This window comes from Actinomycetospora sp. 2LY8.5, assembly GCF_057180585.1.
Genome location: NZ_JBXUHE010000003.1, coordinates 344,732 through 363,778, shown reverse-complemented (window position 1 = coordinate 363,778; position 19,047 = coordinate 344,732). Strand labels below are relative to the sequence as shown.

Here is a 19,047-nt window from a genome sequence, read left to right as displayed (position 1 = left end):
CGGGTGACGACGCCGGAGACGGGCGAACCCCGCCTGCGCACGCCGGCGCACCGCGTGAGCCCGCGCGCGAAGCACTGGTGGGCGCTGCGCTCGGCGCTGGGCACGCTCGTGGCGCTCGTCCCCCAGGTCGCGGTCGCCGGGTTCTTCCCCGACTTCACGCAGCTGATGCTGGTCACGGGCGTCCTGACGGTCGTGGTCAGCGTCGCCCATCTGATCGTCGTGCCGCGGATGCGCTTCGCGCTGCACCGCTGGGAGGTCACCGACGACGCCGTCCACACGCTGACCGGTTGGCTGCGCCTGGAGTGGCGCATCGCCCCGATCTCGCGCGTCCAGACCGTCGACACCGACCGCGGGCCGCTGCAGCGCGCGTTCGGACTGTCGTCGGTGACGGTCACGACGGCGTCCTCGTCCGGTGCGCTGACGATCGACGGGCTCGCGGCCGACGACGCCGTCGCCCTCGCCGACCGGCTCACCCGCGCCACCGAGCACCTCGGCGGGGACGCGACGTGAGCAGCAGCGTGACCGGCCCCGACTGGCAGCGCCTCGACCGCCGCATGCTCGTCGTCCACCCCGTGGTCGACCTGGCGAAGCTGGTGCCGGTACTGCTCGTCATCGCGATCACGGGCGGGTCGGCCGACGACCGGTGGCGGCTCTGGGGCGGGCTCGCGCTCGCCGTCGCGGTGCTCGCGTTCGGGGTCTCGCGCTGGTTCACGACGACCTACCGCATCGGCGCCGACCGCGTCGAGCTGCGCACCGGCCTGCTGCGCCGCCACCACCACTCCGTGCACCGCGACCGCATCCGCACCGCCGACCTCACCGCCAACCCGGCGCACCGCCTCTTCGGCCTCGCGGTCGTGCGGGTCGGCACGGGCCGTCGCGAGGGCGGCGACGACGCCGAGCTGACCCTCGACGCCGTCGGGCGCGGGGAGGCCGAACACCTGCGGGCGCTGCTGCTCGGCGAAGCGGTGCCCGGCGCGCCCGAGGCCCCCGTGCTGGCGCGTCTGCGCTGGTCCTGGGTACGGTTCGCGCCGCTGACGTTCTCGGCGCTCGCCGTGGTCGGCGCGGTGTGGTTCGGCCTGCTGCGCCTGGCCGAGGAGTTCTCGCTGCGTCCGGGCCGGCAGGTCTTCGAGGAGACCGCCGGGCGCGCGCCGATCTGGCTCGGTGCCGCGGCCCTGATCGTCACCGCCGTCCTCGGCGCGGCCGTCGTGTTCGTGGAGGGCTGGTGGGGCTACCGGCTCACGCGAGCCGGCGACGGCGGGCTCGTCGTGCGCCGCGGGCTGTTCACCCGCCGCACGCTCTCGCTGGAAGGACGGCGCGTGCGCGGTGTCGAGCTCGACGAGCCGCTGCTGCTGCGCCTGGGACGCGGCGCGCGCCCGCTCGCCCTGACCACGGGCCTGCACTCCGACGGCTCCGGCGAGCACGTCGGCGCGGTCGGGCCCGCCATGCCCCGCCGCGAGGCGCATCGGGTGGCCGCGGGCGTGCTGGGGGTCGGCGAGGACGACGCCACCCGCACGCCGCTCGTGCGCCACCCGCGCGCCGCGGTGCGGCGCCGCATCACCCGCGCACTCGGACCGGTGCTCGTCGTCGCCGCCGTCCTGGTCGCGCTGCCCCAGGCGCCGGCCGACGGGCTCGTCATCACGATCCTGCTCGTCGGCGCCGCGCTGCTCGCGCTCGACCGGGTCCGCTCGCTGGGCCACGCGCTCACCGGCGCGCACCTCGTCTCCCGGCAGGGCGCGTGGGTGCGCCGGACCGTGGTGCTGCGCCGGGGCGGGGTGATCGGGTGGCGCCTCGAACAGACGCTGACGCAACGGCGCGCGGGGCTGGTGACGCTGCACGCGGTCACCGCCGCCGGTCGCGGCCGCTACGAGGTGCTCGACGTCGACGTCGCCCGCGCGCTCGAGCTCGTCGACGACGTCACCCCGGGGCTGTTGCGGCCGTTCGTGATCGACGGTCGGAGCGCCCGTTCGTTGGTTCGCCGTTAAGGTCGGGTGCGTGAGTGCACGGCTGGTGTGGATCGACTGCGAGATGACCGGCCTCGATCTGCGGAACGACGCGCTGATCGAGATCGCTGCCCTGGTGACCGACGCGGACCTCGTCCCGTTCGGCGAAGGGGTGGACGTCGTCATCCACGCGCCCGACGAGTCCCTCGACAACATGCCGGACGTCGTGCGCGACATGCACGCCAAGTCGGGCCTGACCGACGAGGTCCGCCGCTCGACGGTGACGATGGCCGAGGCCGAGAAGCTGGTGCTCGACTACGTCCGCGAGCACGTCCCCGAGAGCCGCTCGGCTCCGCTGTGCGGCAACTCGATCGCCACCGACCGCGGCTTCATCGCCCGCGACATGCCCGAGCTCGACGGCTACCTGCACTACCGCATGGTCGACGTCAGCTCGATCAAGGAGCTGTGCCGGCGCTGGTACCCGCGCATCTACTACGCGCAGCCGGAGAAGGGCCTCGCGCACCGCGCGCTCGCCGACGTCCGCGAGTCGATCCGCGAGCTCGAGTACTACCGGCGCACGGCGTTCGTGCCGATGCCGGGCCCGACCAGCGACGAGGCCCAGAACGCGGCGGCGTCGGTGATCGCCGACGATCGCGCGGGCGTCGTCGCGGCGCAGGCCACCGAGACAGGCCCCGCCGGCGGTCAGGCGCCCCCGCCCGCGGGCTGATCGCGCAGCACGTCGTACACGTCGCTCACGAGGACGCCGCCGTGAGCTCGGCGTCGCCGGTCTCCACGCGCTTCTCGGTCGGCGACCCGGTGTCCTCGATCCGCTGCTCGCCGACCCGCCCGTACGTGGCCTCGGCCGTGTCGTCGTCGGCGTCGGTCGCCCAGTGGTGCAGCACCCCGCGCCGTATCTGGACCTCGTGACGTGGCCCAGCGGCTTGATGAGCTCGGGGATCGTCGGGTCCGCGCCCGGGGAGCCGACCTTGCTCATGCCGGTGCGGTAGAGACTCTGGCCGGCGATGAGCGCGGCCCGGCCGGCGCACCACATCCCCAGCGGGTGAGACGCCCGGTCGCAACCGGCTCGCGACCGGCTTGTAGGCTTGTCGACGGCTCACCGGGGAGGCCCGGGGAGTTGCCATGGTGGGTGTAGCTCAGTTGGCAGAGCACTGGGTTGTGATCCCAGGTGTCGCGGGTTCAAGTCCCGTCACTCACCCGGACGACAGAGGGGCAACCCGCTGTCCGATCGGTTCCGGAGCTTTGCTATGGTTTCCGATCACGCGCCGTTAGCTCAATGGGCAGAGCAAGTGACTCTTAATCACTGGGTTCGGGGTTCGAGTCCCTGACGGCGCACTCTTTCCGCAGGTCACGGCTCCGCGGAGCGATCTTCGAAGGTGACGCCATTACTGTCGGGGCCCGCCTACTCGGCCGATCACCGCTCGTGGAGATCATCCACCGGAAGGCGTCCGCGATCTTGAACAGCCCCAGAGGCGCCCGCAGGGGCGAACTCTCACGTGCACTCAGGGGCCACCGCGAGTCCGATGCGGAGCCGCCGATACGTCGTGTGCCCCTCAGAACTCGATGACGGCCTTGCCCCGTTCCTGCTTGTCGAACACGCGGTAGGCCTCGTCGGCCTGGTCGATGCTCCAGCGGTCGGTGAAGAGCTTGTCGACGTCGATGCCGTGGTCGGCGACGAACCGGGCGCACTCCGCGAGCCCGACGTTGGAGAACGTGTACGTGCCGTAGATCGTGATCTGCTTGATCACGATGTCGGGGGCGACGTCGAGGGTGAGCTCGCCGCCGAGGCCGACCATCGCGGAGCGGCCCCACACGGCGAGGCACCGCACCGCCGCCGCCCGGGCGGGCGGCGCGCCGGAGCACTCGATCGACACGGTGGCCCCACGGCCGCCGGTCAGCTCCTTGATCGCCGCGACGGCGTCGGTCTGCGCGGAGTTCACCACGTGGTGGGCGCCGAACTCGCCGGCCCGCTCCAGCTTGGCGTCGGCGACGTCGACGGCGATGACCGTCGCGCCCATCGCCGTCGCGAACTGCACACACGACTGGCCGATCGGCCCGATCCCGAACACGGCCACGGTGTCGGCGGCCGTGACCTCGGTGCGGCGCAGCGCGCCGTAGGCCGTGCCGGTCCCGCAGGCGATGGCCGCGCCGGCCGAGAAGCTGATCGCCTCGGGCAGGTGCACGAGGGTGCGGGCCGGGGCGAGCATGTGGTGCGCGTGGCCGCCGTGCGCGGTGGCTCCGTAGATCGTCGCGCCCTGCGGGCACATCTGCGTCCAGCCGCTGCGGCACAGGTCGCAGTGCCCGCAGCCGTCGTAGTGGAACTGCATGACACGGTCGCCGACCTTGAAGGCGCGCGGGTCGACATCCGCACCGACCTCGGCGACGACACCGCACGGCTCGTGGCCGGCGATGATCGACGGCACGCCCTCGACCCCGCGCTCGTCGAAGCTCTTGAAGCCCAGCGCCTTCAGCGCGGCACCGGGCGGGTCGCGGTAGAACTTCAGATCGCTGCCGCACAGGCCCGACGCCTTGATGTCGATCACGACGTCGTCCGGGCCCGGCTTCGGGTCGGGGAAGTCCATGACCTCCAGCTGCTTGTCGCCGGCGAAGACGACGCCCCTCATCGGGTGCCCGCCATCATGGTCGCGACGATCAGGACCGGCTCGTCGGTGCGGTTGCTCCAGATGTGCTTCACCCCGCGGGTCACGAACGTGTCGCCCTCGCGCAGCAGCGTCTCGCCCGTCTCCATCACGGCGTAGAGCTCGCCCTTGATGACGGTCACGACGTCGACGGTGTCCGTCTCGTGCCACACCCCGGCCGCGCCGTCCTCGGCACCGCCGTGGGAGTCGCCACCACCGAAGTCGTCCAGGGAGGCGGCGTAGGCGGCCGCGTCGAACTCGCTGTCGGGCGGGAAGCTCGCCAGCCGGACGACCAGGCCGCTCTTGGGCGGGTCGATGACCGGGTTCTCGCCGAGTGTGGACGCCGCGGCGACCTCGGCGGGGACCGCGTCGACCTGCCAGGTGTCCATCACCGTGAACCCGGGGGCGGCGATCCGGGTGGCGGTGTTCCCGTCACTGACGATGGTCGACTTCCCGCTCTCGTCGAGTCCCGAGACGACGACGCGCGCCTGGGCTTCGAGGTGCTTGCCTGCCATGTCGGTCTCCTTCAGCTGCTCAGGATCAGGTCTCGCGGGAGACCCACGGACTTGAGCTCGACGTACGCGTCGAACCCTTCGGGACCGGCCTCCCGGCCGATCCCGCTGGACTTGAAGCCGCCGATGGGCGCGTGGAAGCCCACCGGGCTGCCGTTGACCTCGACGGTGCCGGTGCGCAGGCGGGACGCGACGGCGACGCCGCGGCCGGGGTCGGCGGTGAACACCGACCCGTTGAGCCCGTAGCTGGAGTCGTTCGCGATCGCGACGGCCTGGTCCTCGTCGTCGTAGGCCAGGACCGAGACCACGGGCCCGAAGATCTCTTCCTGGGAGATCGTCATCTCCGTGGCGACGTCGGCGAAGATCGTGGGCTCGACGAAGAACCCGTCGTCGAGTCCGGCGGGCCGCCCGCCGCCGGTCACGAGCCGTGCACCCTGGTCACGACCTGCTGCGATGTAGCCCTCGACGCGGGTGCGCTGGCGCTCGCTCACCATCGGGCCGATCTGGGTGGCCGGGTCCATCGGGTCGCCGACGGGCATGCTCGCCACGACCGCCCCGAAGGCGTCGAGGAACTCGTCCTGGCGCGACCGCGGCACGACGACGCGGGTCTTGAGGCTGCACACCTGGCCGCTGTTGCGGAAGGAGCCGATGCGCAGCGACTCCGCCGCGGCGGCGACGTCGGCGTCGTCGAGCAGCACTGCGGCCGACTTGCCGCCGAGTTCGAGCGTCACGCGCTTGAGGTCGTGCCCGCAGAGCGAGGCGATGCGGCGCCCGGCGGCGGTCGAGCCCGTGAACGCCACCTTGTCGACCCCCGGGTGCGTCACGAGGTGCTCGCTGACCTCGCGGTCGGCCGGGACGACGTTGACGACCCCCTCGGGCAGCCCGGCCTCGGCCAGCAGCTCGGCGAGGAGGTAGGCGTCGAGCGGGGTCTCCGGGGCCGGCTTGAGCACGACGGTGCACCCCGCCAGCAGGGCCGGGGCGAGCTTCATGACCGAGATGAGCAGCGGCGCGTTCCAGGGCACGACCGCGGCCACGACGCCGACGGCCTCGCGCAGCACGAGCGCGCGGCCGGTGACGGCCTCGCGCTCGGAGCGCCAGGGGTAGTCCGGCGCGAGCTCGAGGAAGCTGTCGAGGAGCACCTTCGGCCCGGCGGCCTGCATCGAGCGCGACAGCGTGATCGGGCAGCCCATCTCGCTCGTCACGAGGCCGGCGATCTCGTCGGCGCGCTTGCCGAGGAGCTCACTGAGACGACCGAGAACCTCGGCCCGCTCGTCCACCGTGCGGCGTGGCCAGTCCCCGAGATCGAACGCCCGCCGGGCGGCCGCGACGGCGTCGTCGACGTCCGCGGCGGACGCCGCCGGCACGCGCGCGATCACCTCACCGGTGAACGGCGAGGTGACCGCGAGCAGGTCGCTCCCCTGCGGCTCGACCCACCGTCCCCCGATGAAGAACGTCGAGTAATCCTGCACCGGCTCATCCCTTCGCTGTGACCCGAACCACTGACGGCAACGTATCGTATAAAATACTTTGCGTCTAGGCATGGAGGTCCCGGCTCCGTGGAACTCCGTGCACGACCCACGTCAGACGACATCGAGGAGTGACCAGCCGTGGACGCCGTCACGTTCGCCAACGGACCGATCACGATGGCCGGCAACCTGTTCCGGCCGGACGCGTACGAGCACGGACACCGGTACCCGGCGCTCGTCACCGTCCACCCCGGAGGTGGGGTCAAGGAGCAGACGGCCGGCCTCTACGCGGAGAAGATGGCTGCGCAGGGGTTCGTGACCCTGGCGTTCGACGCCTCCTACCAGGGCGAGTCGGGCGGCGAACCGCACTTCCTGGAGGACCCCGCCGCCCGGGTGGAGGACGTCCGCGCGGCGGTGGACTACCTGCAGTCCCGTGACGACGTCGACCCCGAACGCATCGGCGTCCTGGGCGTCTGCGCCGGGGGCGCCTACGGCGCGAACGCCACCATGACCGACCACCGCGTCAAGGCCCTCGCGACCGTGAGCGCCCTGAACATCGGCACGGCGTGGCGGCAGGGCTGGTTCGGTGCCGACCCCGCGACCGCGGCCGTCCCTGCCCTCGACGCGATCGCCCAGCAGCGCACCGCCGAGTGCGCCCACGGCGCCGAGGTCGCCACCAGCGCGTACGTCCCCGCGGAGCCGGACGAGAACACTCCGTACGACATGGTCCAGGCCAGCGAGTACTACCTGACGCCGCGCGCACAGCACCCGAATGCGAAGAACACCTACCTGGCGACCAAGAGCATTCCGAAGATCATGGCGTGGGACGGGTTCTATCTCGTCGAGGATCTGCTGACCCAGCCCGTGCTCATGGTCGCCGGGTCCGACGCGGGGTCGTTGTGGCACACCACCGAGCTGCACGCCCGCCTGCGCGGCGAGAAGAAGCTCGTGATCGTCGACGGCGGAACGCACATGGACTTCTACGACGTCCCGAAGTACGTCGACCGCGCGGTGGCCGAGGCGACCCCGTTCTTCACCGAGCACCTCGCACCGCAGAACGCAGGAGAGTGACACCCATGAGCACGGTCGAGACCGCGACGTTTCCCGGCCCGGTCGGGGAGATCGCCGCCGACGTCCACCTCCCACCCGGCTTCGACGCCTCGCGGAGCTACCCCGCAATCGTCGCCACGCATCCGATCGGCAGCTGCAAGGAGCAGACGGCGGGCACGGTCTACGGCACGGCGCTGGCCGACGAGGGCTACGTGGTCATCGCCTTCGACGCCAGCTACCAGGGCGCGAGCGGCGGGGAACCGCGGTTCGTCGAGGACCCGACGATCCGCGTCAAGGACATCAGCCACGTCATCGACCACCTCGTGACGTTGCCCTACGTCGACGCCGACCGCATCGGTGCGCTCGGCGTCTGCGGCGGCGGCGGGTACTCGATCAACGCCACGATGACCGACCGCCGCATCAGGGCCGTCGGCAGCGTGACCGGGGTGAACCTCGGCCGGCTCATGCACGAGTCGTTCTCCGGCTACGACCCCGTCGCCGCCCTCGACGCCATGGCCACCCAGCGGACCGCCGAGGCGCGCGGGGAGGAGCGGCGGGTCGACGACCTGCTGCCGGCCTCGCCGCAGGCCGCGTCCGACGCCGGCGTCACCGAGATCGATGTCGTGGAGGCCACCGACTACTACAAGACCGACCGCGGGCGCCGGCCCCACGGCGCGACCAGCGCGGTGTTCTCCCACCAGACCACGGCCATCGCGTGGGACGCGTTCCACCGCGCGGAGGTGCTGCTGACCCGGCCACTCATGGTCGTGGTCGGCGACAAGCCGGGCGCGTTCGGCGCCTACCGGGACGGGCTGGAGATCTACCGGCGGGCCCGTTCGGAGGACAAGCAGCTCGTCGTCCTCGAGGGCTTCTCGCACTACGACCTGTACGACCGGCCCGAACCGACGTCGCGGGCACTCCGCGAGCTGGTCCCGTTCTTCGGCAAGCACCTGTGAGCTGGGCGGACGAGGACCTCGCGCGTCTCGCGTCCTCCGAGGAGCTGCAGATCACCAGCTACCGCGACGACGGATCGGTGCGGCGCTGGACCCCGATCTGGGTGGTCCGGGTCAGCGACGACCTCTACATCCGGTCGGCGTACGGGAGCGAGGGCGGCTGGTTCCGTCGCGCCATGTCCCGTGGCGTGGCCCGGGTCCGCGCGGGCGGGGTCGAGACCGACGTGACGCTCGAGCCGGTCGCCGACGAGGCGGTCCGGGAACAGGTCGGCGAGGCCTACCGGTCCAAGTACGCCGGCCAGCCCGGCGCGCTGCGACCGATGCTCGACGACCCCGCGACGGGCTCGACCACCCGCCTCGTCCAGGGGTGAGGCGGTGAGCGCGGACGTCCGCACGGTCGACGAGCTGCGCGTCGAGGGCGTGGCCGGGATCGACCTGGCCGCCACGCGGTGGAACCCGCCCGGCGCGCCGCGGGGCACCGTGCTGTTCCTGCACGGCGGCGGGCAGACACGGCACTCGTGGCGGCGCGCCGGCCGGGCGCTCGCCGCCGGCGGCTGGACGACCGTGGCCGTCGACGCGCGGGGTCACGGCGACAGCGACTGGGCCCCCGACGGCGACTACGGGCTCGGCGTGCTCGCCGACGACCTGCGCGCCGTCGTCGCGGCGCTCGGGGTCCGGCCGGTCCTGGTCGGGGCCTCGCTGGGCGGACGGACCGCGCTCCTCGCCGAGGGCGAGGGCCCGAGCCTGGCCGCCGGGCTCGTGCTGGTCGACGTGACGCCGCGCGTCGACCGGACCGGCGTGGACCGGATTCTCGACTTCATGCGCAGCGGCCTCGACGGCTTCGCGACGCTGGAAGAGGCGGCCGACGCGATCGCCGCCTACGACCCGTCCCGCCCGCGCCCGGCACGTCCCGACGGTCTGCGGCGCAACCTCCGGTGGCGCGACGGGCGCTGGTTCTGGCACTGGGACCCGCGCTTCGTCGCCGGTGACGCGCCCACGCCCGAACGGCCCGGCCGCGCCGACCCCGAGCGGGCGTGCGCGGCCGCGGCCCGCGTCACCGTCCCCACGCTGCTCGTCCGCGGCGTGCAGTCGGAGGTCGTGAGCCCGGAGGCGGCGGCCGAGCTGCGAGAGCTGATCCCGCACGCCGAGCAGATCGACGTCGACGGCGCGGGGCACATGGTCACCGGCGACGACAACGACGTCTTCACCACCGGCCTTCGGGCATTCCTCCAAGGCACGGCGGATCAGTCGTAGACGACGACCCCGCGGACGTTGAGCCCGGCGTGCAGGTCCCGGTACCCCTGGGCGATGTCGTCGAGCGCGTAGGTGCGGGTGACCATCTCGTCGAGCTTCAGCTTCCCCGCGCGGTACAGGCCGAGCAGGCGCGGCACGTCCCAACCGCCGTTGGTCGACCCGAACAGCGACCCTTGGATGCACTTCTGCGACAGGGTGAGGTCGAAGAGCTCCAGCGGGGTCTGGCTGACCGCGTGCTGCCCGACGGCCGTCACCACCACGGTCCCCGCCCGGCGGATCGCCGCGAGCGCCTGACCGATGTGTTCGGGCTCCAGTACCCCGACGGTGATGATCGCGGCGTCGGCGCCCTGGCCGTTCGTGCCCTGCTTCGCAAGGTCGGTGGCCTCCTCGATCGACGCGGCGGTGTGCGTCGCGCCGAACTCGAGCGCCTTCTCCCGCTTCAGGGCAACGGGGTCGACGGCGATGATCGTTCCCGCTCCCCCGTGCGCCGCACCCTGGATCGCGCTCGCCCCGATGCCGCCCACACCCATGACGATCACCGTGTCGCCGGGCCGCACGTCGGCGGAGTTGACCGCCGAGCCCCACCCCGTGCTGACCGCGCAGCCGATCAGGCAGGCCTTCTCCAGCGGGATGTCGTCGTCGATCTTCACGACCGACGCCAGCGAGACCGTGGTGGTCGCGGTGAACGTCGAGATGCCGCACATCTGCCCGACCGGTCTGCCGTCCTCGACCTGGTGCAACCGGTAGGAGCCGTCGGTCCAGCGCGGGCCGGCAAGGATGCCCTTGGCGAGGTCGCAGAGGTTCTGCCGTCCGGTGGAGCAGAAGCGGCAGTGCCCGCACGACGGGATCGCGGAGAAGACGACGTGGTCTCCTTCGCGGATGCCCTTGTCGTTGTCGAAGACCTCGGTGACGACCCCGGCTCCCTCGTGCCCGAGGGCGAACGGGTAGGTCCCGACCGGCAGGTCACCGGTGACGTGGTGGTCGTCGGAGTGGCAGAGGCCCGAGGCGACCATCCGCACCTGGACCTCGTCGCGGCGCGTGGCGTCGAGCTCGAGGTCGACCACCTCCAGTTCCCCGGGCACCCGCCGGATCACCGCTCCGCGTGTCAGCACAGGGCCCACGCGCGCAGGAGGTCGGCGAGCTCGACAGTGGCCGGGGACGGCGCGGTCGGTGCCCTGCACCCGGTCGTGTCGAAGCGGGGCGCGGGCATCGGGTGCGGGACGCCGTCGACGTCGCGGAAGACCTCGCGCTCGGCGTTGTGCGGGTGCCCGGCCGCCTCGTCGAAGGTCAGCACGGGGCTCACGCACGCGTCGGTCCCGGCGTAGACCGCCGCCCACTCGTCACGGGTCCGCGTCGCCAGGGCGTCGGCGACGAGCAGCCGCAGCCGCGGCCACGCCGCGCGGTCCTCCTGTTCGGGCCACCCGTCGGTGTCCACGCCGAGGCCCTTGACGAACTCGGCGTAGAAGTCCGGCTCGAGGGCCCCGACCGCCACGTAGCGGCCGTCGGCGCACCGGTAGGTGTCGTAGAACGGCGCCCCGGAGTCGAGGTCGTTCGTCCCGGGCTCGTCGGAGTAGAGGCCCGCGGCGCGCAGCCCCTGGATCTTGGTGGTCAGGACGGCGACCCCGTCGAGCATCGCGGCGTCCAGGACCTGGCCCTGCCCGGTCGCCCGGGCGGCGAGGACGGCCGAGACGATGCCGAAGGCCGCCATGAGTCCGCCGCCGGCGTAGTCACCGAGCAGGTTGATCGGCGGGGTCGGTGCCTCGCCCCGCCGGGCCATCGCGTGCAGCGCCCCGGACTGGGCGAGGTAGTTGATGTCGTGGCCGGCCTGGTGGGCCAGGGGGCCGGACTGGCCGTAGCCGGTGAGCCGCGCGTACACCAGCGCCGGACACCGTCGGCGCAGCTCGTCGGGCCCCAGCCCCAGGCGCTCCGCCACACCCGGCCGGTAGCCCTCGACGAACACGTCGGCGGCGTCCACGAGGCAGCGGACCCCTTCGACGCCGTCGGGCGACTTGAGGTCGACGGCCGTGGACGTGACACCGCGGTTGGCGAGGTCGTGCTCCGGGGCCATCCCGTCGGTCTGGGTGAGCGCGCGGGTGCGTCGGTTCGGGGGACGGACGACGCGGACGACGTCGGCCCCGAGGTCGGCGAGCAGCATGCAGGCGAACGGCGTCGGCCCCATGCCGTGCAGGGCGACGACGCGCACCCCGGCGAGTGGTCCCGTCACAGGCCGCGTCCTCCGGTCACCTCGATCACCGCGCCGGTGACGTAGGAGGCCAGCGGCGAGGCGAGGTAGACCACCGTGCCGGCGACCTCCTCCGGCGTCCCGGCGCGCCCGAGCGGCACCTCGGCCTCCTTGGCCGCGAAGATCGCCGGCTTCATCGCCTCGGTCATCGCGGTGCGGATCAGACCGGGCTGGACGGCGTTGACCCGCGCCCCGGACGGGCCGAGCTCCTTGGCCGCGGCCTTGGTCAGCCCGACCAGCCCGGCCTTGGCCGCGCTGTAGTTGGTCTGGCCGGGGTTGCCGACCTTCCCCGACAGCGACGAGATGTTCACGATCGCACCCCCCTGCTGGCGCCGGAACAGCGGCGCCACGGCGCGGGTGCCCAGCCATGCTCCCTTGAGGCTGGTGTCCACCACCAGATCGAAGTCGGACTCGGCGAGCTTGGCGATGTAGCCGTCCCGGGTGACGCCGGCGTTGTTCACGAGCAGGTCGAGGCGCCCGAAGCGCTCCAGGGCCACGTCGACCATTGCTGCCTGGTCGGCCTCGGACGTGACGTCGCAGGCGGTCGCGTCGGCCCCGTCGCCGAGCGAGTCTGCCGCCTCCTTTGCCGCGCCGGCGTCCAGGTCGGCCACGAGCACGCGCCCGCCGGCTTCGACGATGGCGGCGGCGATGGCCAGGCCGATGCCCTGTGCGGCACCCGTGACGACGGCGACCTGACCGTCGAGGAGTCCCATCAGTAGGCCCGCGGCAGCTTGAGGACCTGGTTCGACACGTAGTTCAGCACCATCTCCTGGGAGAACGGGGCGTTGCGCAGCAGCCGGACCTCCCGCCACAGCCGCTCCACGTGGTACTCCTTCGCGTAGGCGTAGCCGCCGAAGGTCGACAGGGCCCGGTCGCAGGCCTCGAAACCGGCCTCGGCGCCGAGGAACTTCGCCGCGGCGGACTCCGGCCCGCACGCCTTGTTCTCGTCGAAGAGCCGGGCCGCGTTCATCGCGACCATCTCGGCGGCCTCCAGGCGGATCCAGGAGTCGGCGAGCGGGTGGGCGACGGCCTGGTTCTGGCCGATGGGCCGGTCGAACACCCGACGGTCCTTGGCGTACTGGCTCGCCAGGTCGAGCGCGGCACGGCCCAGGCCGACGCCTTCGAGCCCGACGACGGTGCGCTCCGGGTTGAGCCCGTCGACCAGGTAGTAGAAGCCTTTGTCGACCTCACCGACGACGTCGGCGTCGGCGACCTCGAGGCCGTCGATGAACAGCTCGTTCGAGTCGATCGCGGCCCGGCCGAGCTTGTCGATCTCGCGGATCGTGATCTTCAAGCGGTCCATGTCCGCATAGAACAGCGTCATGCCGTGCAACGGCTTCTCCTCGGTGCGCGGAGAGGTGCGCGCCAGGAGCAGGATCTTGTGGGCGTTCTGCGCGTTGGTGATCCAGACCTTCTGCCCGTTGATCACCCAGCCGCCGTCGATCTTCGTGGCCTTCGTCGTGATCCGCGAGGTGTCGACCCCCGCGGTCGGCTCGGTGACCCCGAAGGCCATGAGCAGCTCACCGGAGGCGATCTTCGGCAGCACGCGCTGCTTCATCTCCTCAGAGCCGTGCCGCACGATCGGCGCGGGCGGGAAGACGTAGAAGTGGATCGCCGAGCCGCCGCTCATCCCGGCGCCGGAGCCGGCGATCTCCTGCATCATCACCCCGGCCTCGGTGAGCCCGAGCCCGATCCCGCCGTACTCCTCCGGGATCATCGCGCCGAGCCACCCACCGTCGGCGAACGCCTTGACGAACTCCCACGGGTACTCGTGCTTCTTGTCCTTCTCCCGCCAGTACTCCCAGTCGTACTTGCGGGAGAGCTCGCGGACGGTCTTGCGGATGAGCTCGAGGTCGCCCTCATCGGTGGCGCTCACGATGTTGCCTCCTCCAGGGTCGGGATGTCGTCGAGGGACGTCGAGGCGTCCAGCGAGGAGAGGTCGCCGGGCGGCGTGCCCAGGTGCCGGGCGCGGATGGCGCGGCGCATGATCTTGCCGTTGGTGGTCTTGGGCAGGCCGCGGACGACGTGCAGCGCGGGGGCGAACGAGCGACCGACGTTCGTCACGGCCGTGGCGGCCACGTCGTCCTGATCGGTGGTGTCGCCTCGCAGCACGACGAAGGCGACGACCCGCTGACCGCGCGCGTCGTCGGGCACCCCGATGGCCGCGGCCTCGGCGATCCGCGGATCGACCAGCAGGGCGGCCTCGATCTCGGCCGGGCCCACGCGCCGCCCCGAGACCTTGATGGTGTCGTCGGAGCGGCCGTGGATTCGCCACACGCTCTCGTGATCGACGCTCGCGAGGTCGCCGTGCTGCCAGATGCCGTCCCAGCGATCCCAGTAGGTGGCGAGGTAGCGCTCGCGGTCGCCCCAGAAGGCGTGGGTCATCCCGGGGAAGGTGGTGCGGACGACGAGCTCCCCCACCTCGTCGATCACGGGCCGGCCGTCGGTGTCGACCACCGCGGCATCGACCCCCGGCAGCGCGGCGGTGAAGGTCGCCGCGTCCATCGGCAGGAACGGGTAGCTGATGAGCATTCCGCCGCCGACCTCGGTGCCGCCGGAGAAGTTGATGATCGGACGGCGTGAGCGGCCGACCGTGCCGAACAGCCAGTGCCACGTCGGTTCGTCCCAGGCCTCGCCTGTGGAGACGAACGCCCTCAGGGTCGCGAGGTCGGTCCTGGGCGCGCCGTCCGCGGCGAGGATCGCCCGTGCCGCGGTCGGGGCGATGCCCTGCACCGTGACGCCGTTGCGCTCGACGATCTCCCACATCCGGGTCGGTCGCGGGTGGGTGGGCACCCCTTCGGTGAACACCACCGTCGCGCCGAGCTGCAGCGGCCCGACGATGAGCATGGGCCCGACCAGCCAGCCGAGGTCGGCGATCCAGGCCACGACGTCGTCGCCGCGGACGTCGAACCCGTAGGCGAAGTCGACCGCCGTCTTGACCGCGAACCCGGCGTGGGAGTGGACGATGCCCTTGGGCAGACCGGTCGTGCCCGAGGTGTAGACGATGCAGAGCGGATCGTTCGACCCGGTGTCGGCCATCGCGACCGGCGCAGGCGACGCGGGCATCTCGTCCCAGGGGACGTCGCGGCCGGGATGCATGGCGACGTCGTCGCCGAGATGGCGGACCACCACGACGTGGCGCAGCTCCGGCGCTGCTGCGGCCGCGGCGTCGGCGATCTCCTTGAGCGGGACGCGCTTACCGCGGCGGGTCGTGGCGTCGGCGGTGACCAGGGCGACGGCACCGGACTCCCGCAGCCGGGTCCCGAGCGCGTCGGGCCCGTAGCCGGTGAACGCGGGTACCGACACTGCCCCGAGGTAGGCGATCGCCAGGAAGGCCACCGTGGCCTCGGGCACGACGGGCAGGTAGAGCACCACACGGTCACCGCGGGCGACCCCGAGCGCGGCGAGGTTCGCCGCGCACCGCCGGACCTCGCCGTCGAGCTCGGCGTAGGTCAGGCTGCGTCGCTGGCCGGCATCGCCCTCGTAGACGACCGCCTCCTTGCCGCCCGAGGGACCGTCGACGTGGCGGCCGGCGCAGAGGTGGGCCACGTTGATCCGGCCGCCGGGGAACCAGCGCGGGAAGGGCTTGCCCTCGGACTCGTCGAGCACCCGGTCGAACGGCTCGGAGAAGGCGATGTCGAGGTCGTCGACGACCTCGCGCCAGTAGCGTTCGGGATCGGTGACCGACGTCCGGTGCAGGTCGTCGAGGTCGTCGTAGCCGTACCGTGCCACGGCGTCGAGCAGGCGGCTGCGCTCCCGCTGCGCGGCGGTAGGAACCCACGCGGGCTCGGTGTTGACCATGGTTCAGGCCTGCGCGCCGGCGGTCTGCTGCTCGGCCGCCGAGCGCTTCTGCATCAGGCCCATCCGGGTCGCGTCACAGACGATCTCGTCGCGCTGGTTGATCCCGAGGTGGCGGAAGGTGACGATCCCCGAGTCGGGTCGGCTCTTGGACTCGCGCCGATCCACGATCTCGGTCCGCACGTGGACGGTGTCGCCGTGGAAGACCGGCTTCGGGAACTTGACCTCACCGAAACCGAGGTTGCCCAGCGTCGTGCCCTGGGTCGTCTCCGGAACGGTGATACCCGAGACGAGGCCGAGGATGAACAGGCTGTTCACCAGCCGCTGACCGTAGATCGACCCCTTGCTGTACTCCTCGTCGAGGTGCAGGGGCGCGAGGTTGAGCGTCAGGCTCGAGAAGAGCACGTTGTCCATCTCGGTGACCGTCCGGCGCGTCGGGTGGTCGACCACGAGACCGGGCTCGAGCTCCTCGAAGTACAGACCGGGCATGGCTCGCGCTCCTTCGTCGAACGGGTTCCAACGAGATGCACAATATATTATCTTCGTAGGGCACGCCAGGGACGACGGAAGCGAGGGACACCCCGATGACCGACGAGACCCCACCCGTGGAGGCCGCTCTCGCGCACCTCGTCGCGACCCTCGACGCGGACGTGCTCTCCCCCGCGGTGCTCGACGGCGCACGACGCCTCATGCAGGACCAGCTCGGGCTGCAGGTCGGGTGCGAGGCGCTCCCGTGGAGCCGCGCCGTGGTCGACCTGGCGCGGGGGAACCACACCCCGGGGAGCTCGCGCGTGGTCGTCAGCGGCGACGTCATGGGCGCGGGCGACGCGGCGTTCGTCAACGCCACGCTCGGGCACAGCTTCGAGTACGACGACGCGCACCGCGCCAGCTCGAGTCACCCCGGCAGCTGCGTGGTGTCGACCGCGCTGGCGATCGGCGAAGAGGACGGCGCCTCGCTGCGCGAGGTCCTCCTCGGCATCGTCGCCGGCTACGAGGCGTACACCCGCATCGGCGTGCTGGCCGCGCCGGACCTGCTCGAACGCGGGTTCCACCCGCACGCCCTGCTGTCGCCCTTCGGTGCGGCCGCGGTCGTCGCGGCCATGCGGGGCTACGACGTCGAGCAGACCACGCACGCCCTCGCCATCGCGATGAGCCACTGCGCGGGCACGACCGAGTACACCTCGTCGGGCGGGTCGGTGAAGCGGTTGCACGCCGGGATCGGCACCCGCAACGGGATCCGCGCGGCCGAGATGGCCGCCGCCGGGATCACCGGCCCGCGGGCCTACCTGACCGGCTCCAAGGGCTTCTTCCCGGTCTACAAGGGCCGGGAGATCGCGGCCGACGCCGCCGCCCGGTTCGCGCCCGACCGGCCCTTCGAGATCACGAAGGTCTGGATCAAGCCGTACTGCTGCTGCGGCTGCTGCCACGGCTTCGTGGACGGGGCGCGGACGCTCACCGACCGGGCCGTGGAGATCGACGGCGTCGAGCTGCGCATCCAGTCCGGCGGCGACGTCGTCGTCGGCAACCGGAACGCGAACGCCTACGCCCCGCACTCCATCGAGAGCCTGCAGTACAGCCTGCCCTTCCAGTTCGCCCTGGCGGCGACCGGTCACGGCAACGGCTTCACGACCCACCACGACTACCTCGAGGGTCGGCTGAAGCTCACCGACGACAGCGAGGTCGCCCAGCTCGCCCGCCGGGTCCGGATCACGCCCGACCCCGAGCTCGACGCCGGCTATCCCGGCAAGTGGGTCGCCGACATCGACGTGGGCTTCACCGACGGCACGCGCACCCACCTGTTCGTCGAGGACTCGGCGGGCACGGCCGAGAACCCGATCTCTCGGGCGGACCTCGACGCGAAGTTCCGGGACCTGACGGTGGGGCGGCTCGGGACCGAGCGCAGCGAGGAGCTGCTCGCGACCATCACCGGCGGCGACCTCGACGCCCCGGTCTCCCTCCTCGCCGACCAGCTGGTGGTCCGGTGAGCCGCGTCCCGCAGAAGCCGCTGGCCGGCATCCGCGTCCTGGAGGTCGGCGGCTACATCTCGATGCCCATGGGCGGCGCGCTGCTCAGCGCGCTCGGCGCCGACGTCATCAAGGTGGAGTCGACCGCGGGCGACGACTTCCGCCGCAAGGACAACGACCGCAGCCCCTACTTCGCGCAGGTCAACGCCGGCAAGCGCAGCCTCGCCGTCGACCTCAAGACCCCCGAGGGTCTCGAGCTCGTCAAGGAGCTCCTCCCGACGACCGACGTCCTGTTCGAGAACATGCGGCCGGGCAAGCTCGCCGCGCTGGGGCTGGGGCCCGACGTGTGCACCGCACTGGCACCCGACCTGGTGTTCGCGTCGGTCAACGGCTTCGGCGACGGCGGACCCCTGCGGGACCGCCCGGCGTACGACACCATCGGGCAGGCCTACGGCGGCATCTACTCGCTGCTCGGCGAGCCCGGTCAGGCACAGCTCTCCGGCACGATCTTCGCCGACGTCATCACCGGGCTGACCAGCGCGGCCGGCATCCTCGCCGCGCTCGTCGGACGCGGCGCCACCGGCGCGGGCGTCCGGGTCGACACGTCGCTGTACGAGGCCGTGAGCGTCCTGACGACCGACGCCCTGAGCCAGTACGTCGACACCGGCGCGGATCCCAGCCGCACGACCCGGCACCCGCAGGCCCAGAACTTCTGCGCGCCCACGGCGTCCGGCGAGAACATCGCGGTCCACCTGTCGTCCTCGGAGAAGTTCTGGCGCAACCTCTGCGCGGCCATGGAGCGCCCGGAGCTCACCCGGGACCCGCGGTTCACCCCGTACCGGCACCGCGAGGCGAACTACTTCGAGCTCGTCCCGATCGTCGAGGCCGAGTTCGCCCGGCGGTCGCTGGACGAGTGGGAGGAGCGCCTGACCCGCTTCGACGTCCCGTTCGCCCCGGTGCAGACCATGGCCTCCTACGTCGCGCACCCACAGACCGAGTGGCTGGAGCTGTTCGAGCCCGGCAGCAACGACACGACGCTGCTGCGCCCGCCGTGGCGGTTCGACGGCGCCCGCCCCGACCGCGGCCGCCCGACCCCGCGGATCGGCCAGCACACCCGCGAGATCGCTGGCGAGGTCTACGACGACGAGCAGGTCGAGAAGCTGATCGCCACCGGCGTGCTCGGCGCCGAATCCTGATCCCCTCCCCCACGA

At 72.2% G+C, this 19,047-nt stretch carries 19 protein-coding genes and 2 tRNA genes; 11 read left to right on the top strand and 10 right to left on the bottom strand.

The genetic code is table 11. The features are described from left to right. Positions 1 to 3: 3 nt before the first annotated feature. Genes AC2A1K_RS06120 through orn form a run of 3 tightly spaced genes read left to right on the top strand, consistent with a single transcriptional unit; the run spans position 4 to position 2,667 of the window. Positions 4 to 510 carry a PH domain-containing protein gene (locus AC2A1K_RS06120; RefSeq protein WP_483895423.1) on the top strand — a complete coding sequence of 169 codons (507 nt, stop codon included), beginning with the start codon at positions 4 to 6 and terminating at the stop codon, positions 508 to 510. Beyond that, positions 507 to 1,982, top strand: coding sequence for a PH domain-containing protein (locus AC2A1K_RS06115; RefSeq protein ID WP_483895422.1), 1,476 nt, complete (start codon positions 507 to 509; stop codon positions 1,980 to 1,982). The genes AC2A1K_RS06120 and AC2A1K_RS06115 overlap by 4 nt, the downstream gene beginning before the upstream one ends. Before the next feature lie 10 nt (positions 1,983 to 1,992). After that, positions 1,993 to 2,667: an oligoribonuclease gene (gene orn / locus AC2A1K_RS06110; RefSeq protein ID WP_483895421.1), complete on the top strand. Its 675-nt coding sequence runs from the start codon at positions 1,993 to 1,995 to the stop codon at positions 2,665 to 2,667. A gap of 25 nt (positions 2,668 to 2,692) precedes the next feature. On the opposite strand, the gene AC2A1K_RS06105 is transcribed toward orn, so the two are convergent. Then, positions 2,693 to 2,842 (bottom strand): hypothetical protein, encoded by a 150-nt coding sequence (locus tag AC2A1K_RS06105; protein WP_483895420.1) that lies wholly within the window; start codon positions 2,840 to 2,842, stop codon positions 2,693 to 2,695. A 241-nt stretch (positions 2,843 to 3,083) separates the two neighbouring features. Between AC2A1K_RS06105 and AC2A1K_RS06100 the strand changes: the two genes are divergently transcribed. Further along, positions 3,084 to 3,156 (top strand) — tRNA-His (locus AC2A1K_RS06100). Positions 3,157 to 3,220: 64 nt separating this feature from the next. Then, a tRNA-Lys gene (locus tag AC2A1K_RS06095) sits at positions 3,221 to 3,293 on the top strand. 218 nt (positions 3,294 to 3,511) lie between these two features. On the opposite strand, the gene AC2A1K_RS06090 is transcribed toward AC2A1K_RS06095, so the two are convergent. The 3 genes from AC2A1K_RS06090 to AC2A1K_RS06080 are packed head-to-tail and all read right to left on the bottom strand — an operon-like array spanning position 3,512 to position 6,578. Continuing rightward, positions 3,512 to 4,582, bottom strand: a complete 1,071-nt coding sequence (locus AC2A1K_RS06090; RefSeq protein WP_460383682.1) for a zinc-dependent alcohol dehydrogenase family protein — start codon at positions 4,580 to 4,582, stop codon at positions 3,512 to 3,514. Further along, positions 4,579 to 5,112, bottom strand: a complete 534-nt coding sequence (locus AC2A1K_RS06085) for a cupin domain-containing protein (RefSeq protein WP_460383684.1) — start codon at positions 5,110 to 5,112, stop codon at positions 4,579 to 4,581. The genes AC2A1K_RS06090 and AC2A1K_RS06085 overlap by 4 nt, the downstream gene beginning before the upstream one ends. 11 nt (positions 5,113 to 5,123) lie before the next feature. Next, entirely contained in the window at positions 5,124 to 6,578 is a 1,455-nt protein-coding gene (locus tag AC2A1K_RS06080) for an aldehyde dehydrogenase (protein WP_483895419.1), read from the bottom strand. Between the two features lie 138 nt (positions 6,579 to 6,716). On the opposite strand from AC2A1K_RS06080, the gene AC2A1K_RS06075 reads away from it, so the two are divergent. The 4 genes from AC2A1K_RS06075 to AC2A1K_RS06060 are packed head-to-tail and all read left to right on the top strand — an operon-like array spanning position 6,717 to position 9,832. Further along, positions 6,717 to 7,646, top strand: a complete 930-nt coding sequence (locus AC2A1K_RS06075) for an alpha/beta hydrolase (RefSeq protein ID WP_483895418.1) — start codon at positions 6,717 to 6,719, stop codon at positions 7,644 to 7,646. 5 nt (positions 7,647 to 7,651) lie between these two features. Beyond that, on the top strand, positions 7,652 to 8,581 hold the full coding sequence (locus AC2A1K_RS06070) for an alpha/beta hydrolase (RefSeq protein WP_483895417.1): 930 nt from the start codon (positions 7,652 to 7,654) through the stop codon (positions 8,579 to 8,581). Next, positions 8,578 to 8,949 (top strand): DUF2255 family protein, encoded by a 372-nt coding sequence (locus AC2A1K_RS06065; protein WP_483895416.1) that lies wholly within the window; start codon positions 8,578 to 8,580, stop codon positions 8,947 to 8,949. Before AC2A1K_RS06070 ends, AC2A1K_RS06065 begins: the two co-directional genes overlap by 4 nt. Before the next feature lie 4 nt (positions 8,950 to 8,953). Beyond that, a complete protein-coding gene (locus tag AC2A1K_RS06060; RefSeq protein ID WP_483895415.1) occupies positions 8,954 to 9,832 on the top strand; it encodes an alpha/beta fold hydrolase in 879 nt (292 codons plus the stop codon). Here AC2A1K_RS06060 and AC2A1K_RS06055 read toward each other — a convergent pair. From AC2A1K_RS06055 to AC2A1K_RS06030, 6 genes are read right to left on the bottom strand one after another with little or no spacing between them, the layout of a single operon-like run. Beyond that, complete coding sequence (locus AC2A1K_RS06055; protein WP_483895414.1) at positions 9,823 to 10,914, bottom strand: NDMA-dependent alcohol dehydrogenase; 1,092 nt, start codon at positions 10,912 to 10,914, stop codon at positions 9,823 to 9,825. The genes AC2A1K_RS06060 and AC2A1K_RS06055 overlap by 10 nt on opposite strands. Positions 10,915 to 10,937: 23 nt before the next feature. Next, positions 10,938 to 12,056 (bottom strand): CaiB/BaiF CoA transferase family protein, encoded by a 1,119-nt coding sequence (locus AC2A1K_RS06050; protein ID WP_483895413.1) that lies wholly within the window; start codon positions 12,054 to 12,056, stop codon positions 10,938 to 10,940. Continuing rightward, positions 12,053 to 12,787, bottom strand: a complete 735-nt coding sequence (gene fabG, locus AC2A1K_RS06045) for a 3-oxoacyl-ACP reductase FabG (RefSeq protein ID WP_483895412.1) — start codon at positions 12,785 to 12,787, stop codon at positions 12,053 to 12,055. The genes AC2A1K_RS06050 and fabG overlap by 4 nt, the downstream gene beginning before the upstream one ends. After that, positions 12,787 to 13,950 (bottom strand): acyl-CoA dehydrogenase family protein, encoded by a 1,164-nt coding sequence (locus AC2A1K_RS06040; RefSeq protein ID WP_483895411.1) that lies wholly within the window; start codon positions 13,948 to 13,950, stop codon positions 12,787 to 12,789. The genes fabG and AC2A1K_RS06040 overlap by 1 nt, the downstream gene beginning before the upstream one ends. Beyond that, complete coding sequence (locus AC2A1K_RS06035; protein WP_483895410.1) at positions 13,947 to 15,875, bottom strand: AMP-binding protein; 1,929 nt, start codon at positions 15,873 to 15,875, stop codon at positions 13,947 to 13,949. The genes AC2A1K_RS06040 and AC2A1K_RS06035 overlap by 4 nt, the downstream gene beginning before the upstream one ends. 3 nt (positions 15,876 to 15,878) lie before the next feature. Beyond that, positions 15,879 to 16,361, bottom strand: coding sequence for a MaoC family dehydratase (locus AC2A1K_RS06030; protein ID WP_337718509.1), 483 nt, complete (start codon positions 16,359 to 16,361; stop codon positions 15,879 to 15,881). Positions 16,362 to 16,456: 95 nt separating this feature from the next. On the opposite strand from AC2A1K_RS06030, the gene AC2A1K_RS06025 reads away from it, so the two are divergent. Together AC2A1K_RS06025 and AC2A1K_RS06020 are read left to right on the top strand one after the other, a co-directional pair. Continuing rightward, positions 16,457 to 17,857 carry an MmgE/PrpD family protein gene (locus tag AC2A1K_RS06025; protein WP_483895409.1) on the top strand — a complete coding sequence of 467 codons (1,401 nt, stop codon included), beginning with the start codon at positions 16,457 to 16,459 and terminating at the stop codon, positions 17,855 to 17,857. Continuing rightward, positions 17,854 to 19,032 carry a CaiB/BaiF CoA transferase family protein gene (locus tag AC2A1K_RS06020; RefSeq protein WP_483895408.1) on the top strand — a complete coding sequence of 393 codons (1,179 nt, stop codon included), beginning with the start codon at positions 17,854 to 17,856 and terminating at the stop codon, positions 19,030 to 19,032. The genes AC2A1K_RS06025 and AC2A1K_RS06020 overlap by 4 nt, the downstream gene beginning before the upstream one ends. Positions 19,033 to 19,047: the final 15 nt, after the last annotated feature.